The sequence below is a fragment of the Chelatococcus sp. GCM10030263 genome, from assembly GCF_042666455.1.
Classification (GTDB): Bacteria; Pseudomonadota; Alphaproteobacteria; order Rhizobiales; family Beijerinckiaceae; genus Chelatococcus.
Genome location: NZ_JBHTDB010000008.1, coordinates 287,508 through 303,757 on the forward strand (window position 1 = coordinate 287,508; position 16,250 = coordinate 303,757).

The 16,250-nt window shown below is 66.6% G+C and carries 5 protein-coding genes; 1 reads left to right on the forward strand and 4 read right to left on the reverse strand.

Annotation, left to right across the window (positions count from 1 at the left end; translation table 11 throughout):
- Positions 1–48 precede the first annotated feature (48 nt).
- From ACFQU1_RS18850 to ACFQU1_RS18865, 4 genes are all read right to left on the reverse strand, one after another.
- Positions 49–1,326 carry a nitrate/nitrite transporter gene (locus ACFQU1_RS18850; protein ID WP_378135491.1) on the reverse strand — a complete coding sequence of 426 codons (1,278 nt, stop codon included), beginning with the start codon at positions 1,324–1,326 and terminating at the stop codon, positions 49–51.
- Positions 1,327–1,508: 182 nt separating this feature from the next.
- Positions 1,509–2,570, reverse strand: a complete 1,062-nt coding sequence (locus ACFQU1_RS18855) for a nucleotidyltransferase family protein (RefSeq protein ID WP_378135494.1) — start codon at positions 2,568–2,570, stop codon at positions 1,509–1,511.
- Positions 2,567–3,694: a PqqD family peptide modification chaperone gene (locus tag ACFQU1_RS18860; protein WP_378135496.1), complete on the reverse strand. Its 1,128-nt coding sequence runs from the start codon at positions 3,692–3,694 to the stop codon at positions 2,567–2,569. Before ACFQU1_RS18860 ends, ACFQU1_RS18855 begins: the two co-directional genes overlap by 4 nt.
- 41 nt (positions 3,695–3,735) lie before the next feature.
- Positions 3,736–3,990 (reverse strand): hypothetical protein, encoded by a 255-nt coding sequence (locus ACFQU1_RS18865; protein WP_378135498.1) that lies wholly within the window; start codon positions 3,988–3,990, stop codon positions 3,736–3,738.
- A 1,175-nt stretch (positions 3,991–5,165) separates the two neighbouring features.
- Between ACFQU1_RS18865 and ACFQU1_RS18870 the strand changes: the two genes are divergently transcribed.
- A partial coding sequence (locus ACFQU1_RS18870) for an autotransporter-associated beta strand repeat-containing protein (protein WP_378135500.1) occupies positions 5,166–16,250 on the forward strand: 11,085 nt, incomplete at its 3' end.

The window sequence follows — 16,250 nt, forward strand, 5'->3', positions numbered from 1 at the left end:
GCGTCGCGAGTGCCGGCCCTACGCCGGCGACATTCGCACGCGTGCTCGTCAACGCCTGCCGCCGGCAAGTTTGATCGCCGCAGGCGAGCGACGCAGCTTCAACATCGCCCAGGCGCCGACGAGGGGGCCGGGCGCGAGAATGGCGAAGCTCCATTGCCAGCCTCCGAGCAGTCCGGCGATCTGCGGCATGAGCCAGATGACGAAGATGGTCAGCGCGAAGCCGATGCCCATCTGCAACGACAGGGCGGTGCCGACCAGGCTGCGATCCGACAGTTCGGTTACTGCGGCTGAGAACAGGGGAGAGTCCCCGACGATCGCGACGCCCCAGACGAGGGATATCAGCGCGATGAGCCAGAGCGGCCCTCCGAAGGCGAAGCCGATGAGCAGGGCGCAGAGGCCGGAAACCACCATGAAGCCTGCAGCCGTCAATGTCCGACCGAACCGATCGGACAGGACGCCGGCGGCGACGCAGCCGATGAGCCCCGCCGCCACAGCAATGAAAGTGATGAGCGACGGCAAGGTGGACGACAAGATGGGCGGTGAAGCCTGACCGGCGGCTGATCGAATGAAGATCAGCAACCACGCCCACATGGCATAGAGTTCCCACATATGGCCGAAATAGCCGATATTGACGAGGCGGAGGTCGCGATCTCGGAGCACGCGACCAATCTGGCGTGGGTCGAAGACCGCCCTGCCGAATGGGTGGGGGCCTTCTTTTGCAAACAGCAGGAAGAGGAGCGCGGCGAGGAGGGGAGCAGCGCTCGATAGCGCGATGACCATATGCCAATCGATGCGCTCGGTGAGCGCGCGAAACAGATGCGGCATGGCGGAGCCGAGCGTCAGCGCACCGACAACGGCGCCGAGCGCCAGACCGCGGTTCCGCGAGAACCATGTGGAGACGAGCTTCATGGCCGGGGGATAGACCGCGGCCAGCGCCGCACCCGTCGCGAAGCGGCAGAGAATTGCGCCGAGAGCACCGGGCTCCATGAGGAGGACCGCATTCGCCCCGGCGGCACCGATGGAGGCTGCAGCCATCAGGCGCTTGAGAGAGACGATGTCGGGCAGGTTGATGAGGCTTGCGAGCAGCGCCCCCGTCACGAAACCGATCTGTACGCCATTGGTCAGCCACGCCACTTGCGTGTCGGTCAGATCCCAGGCGGCCTTCAGCTCCGGCGCAACGGCCGTCGCCGAAAACCAGGTGGTCATCGACAGGACGAGAGAAACACATGCGATGGCCAGAACCGGCCAGGGATTTGCCTTGGTCGAGAGGTGGCCGATATCGCGGGGCTTCTCGTGAGTTCTGCGTGGGCCTTTGAGCGGCGGCATGGCGTACCTTTCACGCCGCCAGCATATTGAACTGCCCGGCGAGAGAAAGGGCGGGGAATCGCGGCACGTGATGCAGCCCGCGACGCCAGCCTCGCGCTACGCTGCGCGCGCGTCTCCGCTTTCTCTGAGGTGACGCTCGAACCAAATGCGCCAGCCGAGCGCGCGGTGACGATAGGGTGGCGCTAGAGCTTCGGCCCAAGATGGACGCCGCGCAGCGACGCATAGGTTTTCTTCGGCCCCTGCAGAAGCTTTCGCAGCACGCGGCGGGCGAAGCCTTGGCGGAACGGATCCACGCCATCGGGCGCACGGACCCGCTGACGGATCCAGGCCATTTCGCCTGCCAGCCGGAGGGGCATGCTGGCCACGGGATGGCTCTGCTGCAGCATCCGGCGCCGGTGCTGGGCACGAGCCATCACATCGAAATGGATCTCGTGAGGGAGCGGGGTGCCAAACAGCGTGTGCAGGCTCAAGATCTCCGTCTGGAGGGCATGCCGCCCCAACCTGTCAGACAAGACCTCCCGCAGGTAGCCCCAGTCGATTGCCTCTGGCGCTCGGGTCAATTCATAGAGATCGTGCAGATGGCGAAGGTCGAGCGTGCCGCGCCAATAATCGCCTTCCTTGATTTGATCATGCACGACCAGATGGAGCACGCGACAGGTTGCTGATGTCAATCTCGCGCTCATCGCACCACGAGCGACGAGAGCGGAGCTGCGCGCCAGTTCTTCTGCCGGGTAATAGCGGTCGAAGCTGCCGGAGCCGCAATGGAGCTCCAGGAGCCCTGTATCGTCCGGGCGCCACATACCCTCCATGCCGTATGTCGTTCGATAGCCGATCCCGCGGAGGCAGGCGTCGGCGGCTTCATGCTCGTGATGGTCGACCATGAGGTCGAGGTCGCACATCATCCGGCTGCCCTGCCTGTCGTCGGGCGCCGTGACGAGAATGGCTGCCCCTTTGAGCAGGGTCGGGCGAATGCCAGATCCGTTCAGGGCGCCGACCGCCTCCTCGAGCTGGGCGAGCAGGCGCCGGTTGCGCTCCCGATTGCGCTCGTGGATGAAGGCGCAATAGGCGCCGACCTCCTGCGGCAGGACATCGAGCCGGGAGGCGCGTGCCAGCGCGGAAAACAAGGCGGGAGTGAGCCAGCTCCGATTGGCGAGTTCGATGACCGGCGTCCACGCGTCCATGCGGGGCGGCTCGCCTTTCACGCAGGCAATCAAGGCCCGCAGAGCGACGCTGGCGGACGTCATCGGCAAGTGTCGCGCAGGAGGCCGACGGCCTCGTCCAGGTGGTTGTAGGTGAGGCAATAGCATTCGGCGCCTCGCATCATCTGTGCGAGCGCGTCGAAAGCAACCTTGGAGAGGCGGCGGTCCGGGGAGGAGGCGCCTGCCAGCAGGGCGCGCATGGCGGCCACCCGTTCCATGGGTTCGAGAGCTGCTCCCGCATGGGAACGACGCCGGAGCAGCACCAGCCATCGGACAGGCAACCAGGCGCCTGGCGACAGGTCGGCGGACTGCAAGAAGCGAACACGTTTGCCGTCGTAGCGCCGGAAAATTGGCGCCTCCCGAAGGCTCGGGCAGCGATCGGCCAGGAGCTTCCATGCACCTTCCTTCAGCGTCGGCGCAAAGGGCACACCGAAGGCGCATCCGGCGGAGTTCAACAGCGCGACGTCATCGCCGGCATAGCGGAAGCCGGCCTGCGAGAGAGCGACCGTGAGCGTCGACTTGCCTGCACCGGGAGCGCCGCTCAGCAGCAACAGGCCTGTGTTGCGGACGAGGGATGCGGCATGCAGTGCAAGATCATAAGTGCCATGGGCAAGGAGCTCGGTTGTCAGCTGCGCCTTGATCGCCGGCACGATCTCTTCCACTGTGCAGGCAAGAATCCTCTCACCATTGCGCAAGATGCTGAGCCCGTCCCCGCCGCGTTTCACAAGGAGCGACAGCAACGGCCGGCCCCCATCGCCGGTGAGATGCGCGAAGTGCGGCGCAACGACCTCTTTGAGCGCCGGAGAAGAGTAATGAATATCGATGCCCAGGCCGCATAAGGCGAGCCGGCTGCGTAAACTGGGCCGAGCTTTCGGAACGTCGGTCGGACCGCGCAGCACCAGGCCGCGGCGATGCCAATCGGCAATGGTCTTGCTGACATAATCGCTTGCGACAGGTACCGCGAGCCCCTGGTCGACAAGACGCGCGACGATTGCGTCCGGTGCGTGACCATCTTCCAGGTGACACCAAATAAAGGCGGCCGTGTCGTTGAGCTCGAAGATCTTCTGGCTCGTCTCACTGAAGACGATGCCGGGGCCGAAGGCCAAGCTGAAGGATGCGCCTTCTGCGATCGCGACCCTCTGCACCCCGAGCCCCGCTTCCATAGGCATGACCTCCGCGATGAACGAAGGCGCGGCGGCGTCTTGGAGGTTTAGCGCCCGGCGTCGCTATGCCCTGAATTGCCGGGGACGCCATCGCCGCCGCCATTGCCGCGGCCGTTATTGCCTTGACCGCCGCCGGACTTGGCGATCGCCGTGGAGTTCAAGGTCGTCGACAGGAGAACCGTCATGGCAGGCGGCGTGATAACGGCGAAGCGACCGCATTTGGCCAGGAAAACGCGGCGATCTTCATCAACCGCAGCCTTCTCCGACGCGACTTCTTTCTGCCCTCGATCGATGTCCGCCATTATCGGCCTCCTGATGCAGAGACCCGAGCGTAATTTCGGCCGCCCCCCAACGGCAATCTCCACATTCGGCCAGGGGGCTACCCCTTTCTGTCTGAAGCGGAGGCGCGTTCCCGCAACAGACGTATGGCTTGGGCGCCCGCGCTGGCCCGGTGCAAGCGCTGTCGGTGGCAGATCACGCCGATGTTATCAGCGACCTTCCGTCGGCGGATGCGGACCGTCGTGGACTTGCATGCGACCGCCTTTCGCGCGCCCACAACATCGGTCATCGACATCGCCAGATCGAAGAAATGCGGGTAAAATCACACGCAAAAAATCGCAAAGATCGAGTTAAATTGCAGTATTTCTTGTGGATCATGGAGGCTTGTCAAGGCGGAAACAAGCCATCATCCAGTTTAGACGATTCGATTCGCCGGAAGCCGTAGTTTCCCAGGGGCATAGCCGGAGCAGAAGTACCTCGTATAGCAAACAAGTCATTAACCATCTTTATACCACTTTTGGGTTGCCTTCCTGCCTTGGTTACGCCAATTTTCGAGACGGCGAATCGGGTGCATATTGCAGGGGAAGTCACATCGGACTCCCCTTAAAGTTGCAGGTTCTCTGTGCCGGCACGCTGCAATAGCTTTGCCGTCGCCACTTGGGCACGCTTAGGGCAGGTTTGGGTCGATGAAGGTGGCTGGCCGCGGAGACAAGAGCAAAAAAAAATCCGTGGTTGTCGTGGATGTTTCCTCCGATGGGCGGGAGCCGCTCGGCATTCACAATCGGCCAGCTCGGAAGAGATCGCCGCCGGTGCTCATACAATGAGCACCGCGCTGGGGGACATCGCCGCGGCCTCGATCTCGCCGATGCTGGGCTGGGCTGAGCTCCATTCCAACATCTGCAATCAGACAATCAGCGACATGCGAGCGTCGACCTATCCTGCGCCTCAAGCTGCAGGTTTAGGCCGGCGTGCAGGTCTTTTGAATGCCGCGCTACCGACGGCGACCAAGTCACGCGAGGGTGAGATGAGGGCTATGGGGGCAGAATCCAACACCGGGGCTCGGGCTTGTGCGGCAGTGAAGGATCGGTCTGGGCACCGGGGCCAGGATGAAACCTTTGGTTCCCACCTTTCGCGTGGCGGTTGTCTCACCAAGTGGAAGGGCGAGGCGGCGAGCTACGCGCCCCATCTGGCGCAGCTCATGGCCATGGTCGCACGGCCGCGGAATGCGAGCCTCGCCGCTCTGGCGCTTTTCCTTGGCCTTGCGGCAAGTCCGGCGGGTGCCGCCGATCTCTACTGGGACGCCGATGGAGTGACGAGCCCGACCCTTGGCGGCACCGGCACCTGGAACACGACCGGTCTCAATTGGAGCACCAACAACGACGGCATCGGCGGCCCGTTCTTCACCTGGAACAACGCAGCCGGCGACAACGCCATCTTCGACGGCACGGCCGGGACGGTGACGCTGGGGGCGCCGATCACGGCGGGCGGCCTCACCTTCAGTGTCGGCGGCTACACCATCGCGGGCAGCACGCTGACGCTCGGCGGCGCAACCCCCACCATCACGGCGACCGGCAGCGCCACCATCAGCTCGATTGTCGCGGGCTCCGCAGGGCTGACAAAGGCAGGGGCAGGCACGCTCACGCTGAGCGGCGCGAACACGTTCACGGGAGCAATCAACCTCAACGCTGGCGGGATCGCGGCAGCCAGCGATGCTGCCCTTGGTAATGCAAACAACGCTATTTTCACCGCGGCAGGCACATCAGTCTCGCTACAGATCGCGGGTGCCGACACAAACCGTGCGGTCAATATTGGAGATGGCGGCACGCTGACCTTGAGCGGCAGCGGTGCAGGCTCTGCGCTCATCACGGGTAACGGCCGGGTCTCGGTCGGAAATGGCGTCACGATGAGCAATGACGCCAGCACCTATACGGGACGCACGACTTTTAGTGGCGTCAATGGAGTTGCCAGCAGCTATTTCACCTCGATCGGCAACCTCGGTGAAGCAAGCTCGCTCGGCGCGCCGACCACGGTCGAAGATGGCACGATCGTCTTCAACCAGTCGAGCCAGTATTCCGATAATGTCATCTACCTTGGCGATGGCGACAGCTCCAACCGCAATTGGGACCTCAACGGCGCGGCGGCACTCATCCGCAACCGAGGCACAGGAACCCTTTCCATCACCGGTGATGTCGATACCTCAAGCGGATCCGGCTTCGTCGCTGAAGGCGCCGATATCGAGTTGTTGGGTGTGCTCAGCGGAGGCAACTACAGCTTCAGCGGCAATGCCGGCCGGACGATTACGCTCGGCGAAGGCAACACCTATACGGGCGCCAGCAGCATCGGCACGGTGACGCTGACGGTCTCGACACTCGCCGACCGCGGCACCGCAAGTTCCCTCGGTACCAACGACAATACGGGCACGGCGCCCGCCGACATCCAGATCAACAATGGTGTGCTCGACTATACGGGTGACGGTGACAGCAGCAATCGCACCTGGCAAATTTCGAACAACTCGAGCCTACTCAACAACGGCACGGGGGCTCTGGCCCTCACCGGCGCGGTGACGTTCAACCCCGCGGCGAGCATCGATACGCTCAACCTCGGCGGCGGCTTCACGGGCGAGAGTACGATTTCGGGCGGCCTCACCGGGTCCGGCCGCGTGGTCATGGACGGGTCGGGCACCTGGGTGCTTTCCGGCGCCAACAGCTTTACGGGCGGCGTCACCGTCCAGAGCGGCACGCTGCGCGCCGGCAGCGCCTCGGCCTTCGGCACGGCGGGCCTTATCGTTAACGGCGGGACACTCGACCTCAACGGCTTCGGCATGACGACGGCGACCCTGGAGGGAACCGGCGGCACGGTCGCCCTCGGCAGCGCCAACCTCACGCTGAACGCCACATCCGGGAGCAAGACCTTCGCCGGTGCCATCACAGGTTCCGGCGGCCTTACCAAGCTCGGCGCGAGCACGCTGACGCTGACGGGAGCCAACACCTATACCGGCACCACGAGCATCGGCGGCGGCACCTTGGCGCTGAATTTCACGGCGGCGGGCGCGCCCGCCAGCAACATCATCTCCGCATCGTCGGCGCTCACGATGGGCGGCGGCACGCTTTCGATCATGGGCGGGACCGGCACGAACGGCCAGAGCTTCAACGGCCTGACCATCACCGCGGGCAACAACAGGATCAACGCGACAACGGGGGCGGGCGGCGCGCTGACGGTCGATCTCGGCGCCATCGCGCGCACCAGTGGTCTCGCCGATTTCGGCATCGCCTCCGGAACGTCCATGGCGACCAGCAACGCCGACGGCGCGCTCGGCGGCTGGGCGACCGTCAACGGCACCGATTATGCGCAGGTGTCGGGCGGCTTCATCACCGCCTTCACCAACTACGTGAACCAGGACGACGCGGGCCTTTGGGCGACCGGCAATATCGTCAGCGATGAGGGCGGCAATCCCAACACGCCCTATTTCGGTACGGTCAACGGCAATGTCGCGCTCGGCGGCCTCAAATACACGGCGGCCGCCAATTCCGCGGTGACGGTCGGCACCGGCAACACGCTCGGCGTGGACGGCACCATTCTTGTCTCACCGTCGGTAGCCACTGCCAACCAGACGATCCAGGGAGGCTCCCTGACCGGCGGCGCCGGCGCCAGCGCGCTGGGCGTGCAGCAGAACGGGGGCGGCACCTTCACCATCGCCTCGACCATCGTCGACAACGGCGGCGCGACCAGCTTCACCGTCGGCGGTACGGGTACGGGCTCCGTCTCGCTGACCAGCACCAACAGCTATACCGGCGCGACCACGGTGAGCGGCAGCACACTCGTGATCAACAGCGTCGCCGATGGCGGCGCGCCGAGCGCCATCGGCGCATCGTCCAATGATCCCTCGAACCTGGTGCTCGAGAACGGCACCTTGCGCTATACCGGCGGCACGGCCCCGACCGATCGCGGCTTCACCCTCGTCAATGGCGGTCCATCGCGGACGATTCAGGTGGACGGGACGGCCGATCTGACCTTCTCGGGTCAGGTGACCAGCCCCGACGATGCCGGCTTCACCAAGACCGGTACCGGCACGCTGACCTTGACCAACGCCAGCAACGATTATGTCGGGGTCACCACGATCGCCGGCGGCACGCTGGCGGTGACCACGCTGGCCGATGGCGGTTCGCCGAGCAGCATCGGCGCGGCCAGCAACGACTCGTCCAACCTGGTGCTGCAGGGTGGGGGCGAGCTGGAATATCGCGGGGGAACGAGCACCAGCAATCGCGGCTTCACGCTCGGCACCGGCGGCGGCGGCATCGATGTCGCCGAGGACGCTGCGACGCTGACGATGAGCGGGGTGGCCACGGGCGCGGGCAGCTTGACCAAGAACGGCGCGGGCACCTTGGTGCTGTCGGGCACGAACACCTATACGGGCGCCACCACGGTCAGCGCCGGCACCTTGCAGGCGGGTTCCACCAGCGCCTTCGGCACGGGCGCCATGACGGTGAACACCGGCGCGACATTGGATCTCGCCAATAACGCCAATACGGTCCGTGGCCTAAACGGCACCGGCAGCGTGCTGCTGGGCACGGCCACGCTGACGACGAACGGCAACGGCAGCTTTTCGGGCACGATCAGCGGCACCGGCGGCGTCACCGTGGCGAGCGGCACGCAGACCTTCAGCGGCTGCACCAACAGCTACGGGGGAGCAACGACGATCACCGGCACGCTGAGCGTCAGCTGCCTGCGTAACGGCCTGCAGTCGAGCGACATCGGCGCTTCGAGCAAGGACTCGGCCAATCTGAATCTCGCCGGTGGCATCCTGCTCTATACCGGCGGCAACGTCACCACTGACCGCGGGTTCACGCTGACCGGCACAGGCACCATCAACGTGTCGAACGCCGCAACCACTCTGGAGTTCGCCGGGGTGGTGACTGGGACCAGCCTCAGCAAGATCGGGTCGGGCACGCTCGTGCTCTCCGGCGCCAATACCTATGGCGCCGGCGGCGCCACCTTAGTCAACGGCGGCACCGTGCGCGCCGGGTCGACCCAAGCCTTCGGCGTCAGCGGCCTCAGGATGGACACCACAGGCGCGACGCTCGATCTGGATGATTTCGACAATACGGTCGCCTATATCAATCAGGCCAATCTTGACATCACTGGCGGCAGCATCACGCTCGGCAGCGCGACGTTGACACTTAGCGGAGCAGCCAACACCAATTACAACGGCGCCATCAGCGGCACGGGCGGGCTGGTGAAAAATGGCAACGGCACGCAGACGCTGTCCGGCACGGCCAGCAGCTATACGGGCTCGACCGTCATCAATGGCGGCATACTCGCCGTCGCGAGCCTCACCAATGGCAACAGCAACAGCTCCATCGGCGCTTCGGCCTCCGACGCGAGCAACCTGATCCTCGACGGCGGCACGCTGCAATATAATGGCACGGGCGACAGCACCGACCGGCAGTTCACGCTGGGTAGCAATGGTGGCAGCCTCGATGCCTCCGGCACCGGCGCGATCGATTTCACCAGCACGGCGCCGGTGACGCTGACGGACGCCGGCAACCGCACGCTGACGCTCACCGGCACCAGCACGGCCGACAACACATTGTCGGCCCGCATCGACGATCCGTCGAGCGGCACCACTTCGCTCACCAAGACCGGCGACGGCACCTGGGTCCTGGCGAATGCGGAGAGCACCTATACGGGCGTCACCACGATCTCGGGCGGCGTGCTCGCGGTCGACAAGCTGGCCGACGGCGGCGAGGCGAGCTCGATCGGCATGTCGTCCAACGCCGCGACGAGTCTCGTCATCGGCAGCGGCTCGACCCTGCGCTACACCGGCGCGGGCGACACGACCGACCGCCTCTTCACGCTGCAGACGGGCGTCAGCTTCATCGAATCCTCGGGCACGGGGGCGATCGTCTTTTCGAACACCGGCTCGGCGCTCTACACCGGCAACGGCAACCGCACGCTGGCGCTCGGCGGCACTAATACCGACAACAACATCATGGGCGGGACCATCGTCGACGGCCCCGGCGGCGTGACGCTGCTGGCCAAGAACGGCACTGGCACCTGGGTGCTGACCGGTAACAACAGCTATACCGGCAATACGGTCGTCAACGACGGCAATCTGATCATCGGCAACGGCGGCACCACCGGCAATGCCGGGGTCGGCAATGTCATCGTCAATGCGGCGAGCTCGACCCTGTCCTTCAACCGCAGCGACAACTTCAACTTCGCGGGTACCCTGAGCGGCCCCGGCAGCATCGCGCAGATCGGCACCGGCACGACCGTGCTGACCTCGACCAGCAATACGATCGGCGCGAGCCGCGTCGATGCCGGCGTGCTGCAGGTCGACGGTGGGCTTACGACGGGCGCGGCGACGGTCAATGCCGGCGTGCTCGCGGTGTCGGCCGGCGGCACGCTGACGACGCCGGCCATCGCCATGAACGCGGGCTCGACGCTGACCGTCGGCGGCACGGCCGACGCGACGGGCGGCGCCCAGGCGGTGATCACCGGCGATGCGGGCGCATCGACGATCACGGTCGATGCCGGCGGCATTCTTCGGGCCACCGGCAATCTCGGCAACGGCAGCGATGTCGTGACGCTCGCAGGCACGCTCGACACCGGCGCGGCGGCGCTCAGCCTCGGCGACGGCGACGACAGGCTCGCCTTGAACGATGGCGGCGCGATCGGCGGCGCCGGCGTCCTCGGCGGCGCCGGCATCGACACGCTGCAGGTCAACAATGCGGTGGCGCGCGCGCTCGACGCGGCGAGCGTCGGCGGCTTCGAGGCGCTCGACAAGACGCTGGCCGGCACGCTGACGCTGACCGGCGACCACGTCTATACCGCCGGTACGACCATTGCCGCCGGCACGGTGCAGGTCGGCGACGGCGGGATCTCGGGCAGCCTCGCCGGCGACGTGAGCAATAATGGCACGCTCGCCTTCAACCGCTCAGATGCGCTGACTTTCGTGGATCGGATCACTGGTGGCGGAAACCTGCAGCAGATCGGCGCCGGCACCACGACCCTGACGGGCGACAGTTCGACTTTCACCGGCGCCACCTCGATTACGGGCGGCGCGCTCCTGGTGAACGGCATGCTCGGCGATGCGACGAGCACGATGGATGTCATGACCGGCGGTACGCTCGGCGGCACCGGTACGCTCGGCGGCAATGTCACCGTAGCCGACGGCGGAACGATCACGCCCGGGACCGCCGGTACGGTGGGCGCGCTGACCATCAACGGCAATCTGACCCTCGGGGCCAATTCGACTCTCGCCTATGATTTCGGCAGGGCCGGTTTCGTCGGCGGAGCGCTCAACGATCTCATGACCGTGCATGGCGATGTCGCGCTCGGCGGCACCCTTAATGTCATGCAGTCACCCGGCGGCACCTTCGGCCCGGGCGTCTATCGCGTCATCGATTACGACGGCAACCTGACGGGCAGCCTCGGGGTTTCGGGACCGGGCCTCGCCATCCAGACCGCGGCCAACCAAGTCAACCTGGTCAATACGGCGGGCTTGACGCTGAACTTCTGGGATGGCGATGCCGGGCCGAAGAACAATGATGCCGTCAATGGCGGTGACGGCACCTGGCGGGCAAGCGGCGACGACAACTGGACCGACGAGAACGGGCAGGTCAATGGGGCCTTTACCCCGAACGGATTCGCCATCTTCCAGGGGACGCCGGGAACGGTCACGGTCGATGCCGCCGGCGTCGGCGCCTCGGGCATGCAGTTCGGCGTCCACGGCTATACCGTTCAGGGCGGGACGATCACCCTCGCCCCTGACGCGAATGGCCAGTCGATGATCCGTGTCGGCCTCGGATCGGTCGGGGCCGACTATGTCGCCACGGTCGACGCGACGCTGACCGGCGGCACCGAGCTCGTGAAAACGGACCCCGGTACGCTCGTGCTCACTGGCGCCAACAGCTATACCGGCGGCACGGCGATCAACGGCGGGACGCTCCAAGTGTCCTCCAATGCCAATCTCGGTGCTGCGGCCGGGGCGCTCGCCCTCGACAGCGGCACGCTGCACAGCACAGGCAGTTTCACCTCGGCACGTGCCGTCACGCTGGAGAATGGCGGCGGCGCCTTCTCCACGGACACGTCCACGACCCTGACCCTGACCAGCCCCGTCACCGGCGCCGGCGCCCTCATAAAGGACGGCGCGGGCACGCTCGTGCTCGCGGCCGACAACGGCTACCTGGGTGGCACGGTGATCGACGCTGGCACGCTGCAGGTCGGCAACGGCGGGGCCACGGGTACGATCACCGGCGATGTCGCGAACGACGGCACGCTGGCCTTCAACCGCACGGGAGCGTTGAGCTATGCGGGCGTGATCGCCGGCACAGGGCAGCTCCAGGTCTCCGGCGGTCTTGCGCTCACGATGACCGGCGACAGCAATTATTCCGGCAACACCACCATCAACGGTGGCAGCGGGCTCACCCTTTCGGGCGGCGGCTCGATCGTCGGCACGGCCAGCACGACTCTGAACGACAACAGCACGCTGACAGTGAGCGGAGCCGGATCGGAGCTCTCGACCGGAACCCTGCGCGTTGGGGAGGCCGCAGGCAGCACATCCACGGTCGCCATCGACAATGGCGGTGTCGTGAAGGTCGGTGGCGATGCCAACTTCGGGGGCGTTCCGTTGGAGGCCGATGCCGCGACACTCACCCTCAATGGTGCGGGTTCATCGCTGCAAGTCGGTGGCGCGCTTCGTTTGGGGACACGCTCCCAAGCGGCGTTGGACGCGAACATCGCCGACGGCGCGCGGATCGAGAGCAATAGCGCCCAGATCGGCGCCCCCTTCACCTCCCTGGGGGACAAAAAGGTCACGCTCTCGGGCGCGGGAACCAGCTGGACGAATACGACCAGCTTGAACATTCGCAGTGGAACCTTGTCCGTGCTCGACGGCGCGCAGCTGAGCACGGGCTCATTCGACATGACGGCTGCTACCGTCCCGGCGGCCCTCATCGTCTCGGGCGCGAACGCGATATTTTCGAGTGCTGGCGATCTGGCCGTCAGAGGCGCGGGCACGAGCTCGACCGTTACGCTCGCCGATGACGGCGAGCTGCGCGTCGGCGGCCAATTGGCGCTCGGGGCCTCGGCCGTCCTGAACATCGGCGGCGGGGAAGGCCAGCCCGCCGCCGCGGCGGGTACCCTCGATGCGCCGACGCTCACCTTCGCAGCGCCCGGCACGGGTCGGGTGAACTTCAACCACACCGAAACCGATTACGGCTTCGCGACAGCCATGTCGGGCGCCGGCGCGATCAACCAGGCCGCAGGCGTCACTAGGCTCATAGGGGACAGCTCCGGATTCACCGGCGCGACGGCCGTCTCGGGCGGCACCCTGTTGGTTGACAACACACTCGGCGATGCGACGAGCACGGTGGGCGTGGCCACGGGCGGCACGCTCGGCGGCGTGGGCACAGTTGGCGGCAATGTGACGGTGGCCAACGGCGCGATCAGCCCAGGCGACCTGGGCGCTACGCCGCAGACGCTGACCATCAACGGCAGTCTCGCGCTCAGCGGCGCCTCGGCCCTCAACTACAATTTCGGCGAAGCGGGTATCGTCGGCGGGATGCTCAACGATCACCTTGTGGTGGGTGGTGGCCTCACGCTCGATGGCACGATCAATGTCACCCAGAGCGCCGGCGGCACCTTCGGCCCCGGCGTCTATCGCGTCATCAGCTATAACGGCGCGTTCACCGACAATGGGCTCGCCATCGACACCATGCCGGCGGGCAGCAGCGTCACCGTCCAGAGCTCGATCGCCAATCAGGTGAATCTGGTCAATGCCGCGGGCTTGACCCTCAACTTCTGGGACGGCGACGCCGGACCGAAGAACAACAACGCGATCAACGGCGGCGACGGCACCTGGCGGGCGAGCGGCGACGACAACTGGACCGATCAGGACGGGATCGCCAACGGCGCCTTCGCGCCCAACGGCTTTGCGATCTTCCAGGGCACGCCGGGCACGGTAACGGTCGATACGGGCGGCGTCAGCGCCTCCGGCATGCAGTTCGCGGTCGATGGCTACAGGGTCGAGGGCGGCCCCATTACGCTGGTGTCCGATGGGGCCAGTGGACAGTCGGTCATCCGCGTCGGCGTCGGCTCGGTCGGGGCGGATTATGTCGCCACCATCGCGTCGGACTTGAGCGGCGCGACGCAGCTTGTGAAGGACGATCTTGGGACGTTGGTGCTTTCGGGGACGAACAGCTACACGGGCGGCACGCTGATCAGGAACGGCACGCTCAGCATCTCCGCCGATGCCAATCTGGGCGATGCGGCGGGCGGGCTGACCTTCGACGGCGGTACGCTGGCGACGACGGCCGACGTCACCTCGGCGCGCAACGTGACGCTCGCCGGCGCGGGCACGATCCTCACCGATACCCTGACCACGACGACGCTGAACGGCAGCGTGACCGGCACCGGCTCGCTCACCAAGGGCGGCGGCGGCACGCTGGTGCTGGCGGGCACCGGCAACAGCGCCGGCGGGACGAATGTGGACGCCGGCCTGCTGCAGGTCGATAGCGACCTGACCACGCCGACGCTCGGCCTGCCCGGCAGCGCCGCGCTCACCGTCAACGGCACGGTCGAAGCGGCCGGCGCGGCGCCGGTGGTGGTCACCGGCGATGCCGGGGCGAGCACCATCACGGTCAACGGCACGCTGCGGGCGAACGGCGACCTCGGCGGCGGCAGCGATGTCCTCACCCTGGCCGGCACGCTCGACACGGCCGGTTTGGCGCTCACGCTCGGCGACGACGACGACCGGCTGACGCTGAGTGACGGCGCGGCGATCACTGGCACCGGGATCGACGGCAGCGCCGGCACCGACGCGCTCGTCGCCGACAATGCCGCGGCCATGACCCTCGCTGCGGCGAGCGTCACCGGCTTCGAGAGCCTGACCAAGCAGAATACGGGCGTGCTGACGCTCGTCGGCGACCACAGCTATGCGAACGGCACGACCATTGCGGCCGGCACCCTGCAGCTCGGCGACGGCAGCAGCGCGGCCTCGCTCACGGGCGATGTGGTGAACAACGGCACGCTCGCCTTCAATCTGCCCGGCAGCTACAGCTTCGCCGGGCTGATCACCGGCACGGGCGGTCTCGACCAGATCGGTCCGGGCACGACGACGCTGACGGCGAACAACAGCTATGCCGGCCCGACGACGGTCAGCGCCGGCACGCTCCTCGTCAACGGCGACCAGTCGGGAGCGACCGCGCTCACCACCGTCGCGACCGGCGGCACCTTGGGCGGCACGGGGGTGATCGGCGGCGGCGTCACAGTGGCCGACGGGGCGATCAATCCCGGTCAGCCCAATGCCGTCGGCACGCTCGCCATCAACGGCGGGCTGGCGCTCGGGACGGGCTCGGTCCTGAACTACGACTTCGGCCAGGCGAATGTGCCGGGCGGGGCGCTCAACGACCTCCTCACGGTCGGCGGCGACCTCACCCTCGACGGCACCTTGAACGTCGCCCAGACGGCCGGCGGCAGCTTCGGGCCGGGGCTCTACCGCATCATCAGCTATAGCGGCACGCTCACCGATAATGGCCTCCAGCTCGGCACCCTGCCGGCCGGCGCGCAGGCCACGGTCCAGACGTCGATCGCCAATCAGATCAATCTGGTCAACAGCGGCGGCCTGCCGCTCAGCTATTGGGACGGCGATCTCGGGCCGAAGAACGACGGCGCCATCAATGGCGGCGACGGCATCTGGCGGGCAACCGGCGACGACAACTGGACGGATGTGAACGGCGCAGCCAATGCGCCCTATTCGAACGGCAGCTTCGCCATCTTCGCGGGCAAGGCCGGCGCAGTGAGCGTCGACACGACCAATGGCGAGGTGCGCGCGTCGGGCATGCAGTTCGCCACCGACGGCTATACCGTCCAGGGCGGGTCGATCACCCTGGTGCCGAGCAGCGGCACCCAGGCGATCGTCCGCGTCGGCGACGGCACGGCAGACGGCGCCGGTTATACGGCGACCATCGCCGCCGCGCTCACCGGCTCGGCCGGCCTCGCCAAGACCGATGCCGGCACCTTGGCGCTCACCGGCACCAGCAGCTACACGGGCGCGACCGATGTCGTCGGCGGCACGCTGGCGGTGGACGGCGCGATCGCCGGGTCGGCGGTGACCGTGCATCAGGGCGCGCGGCTCGCCGGCAACGGCACGGTCGGCGGCCTGACGGTCGCCGCGGGCGGCACCATCGCGCCCGGCCATTCCATCGGCACCCTCCAGGTCGCCGGCACTTACACGCAGGCGAGCGGCGCGACCTATCAGGTCGAGGTCGACCCGACCTCG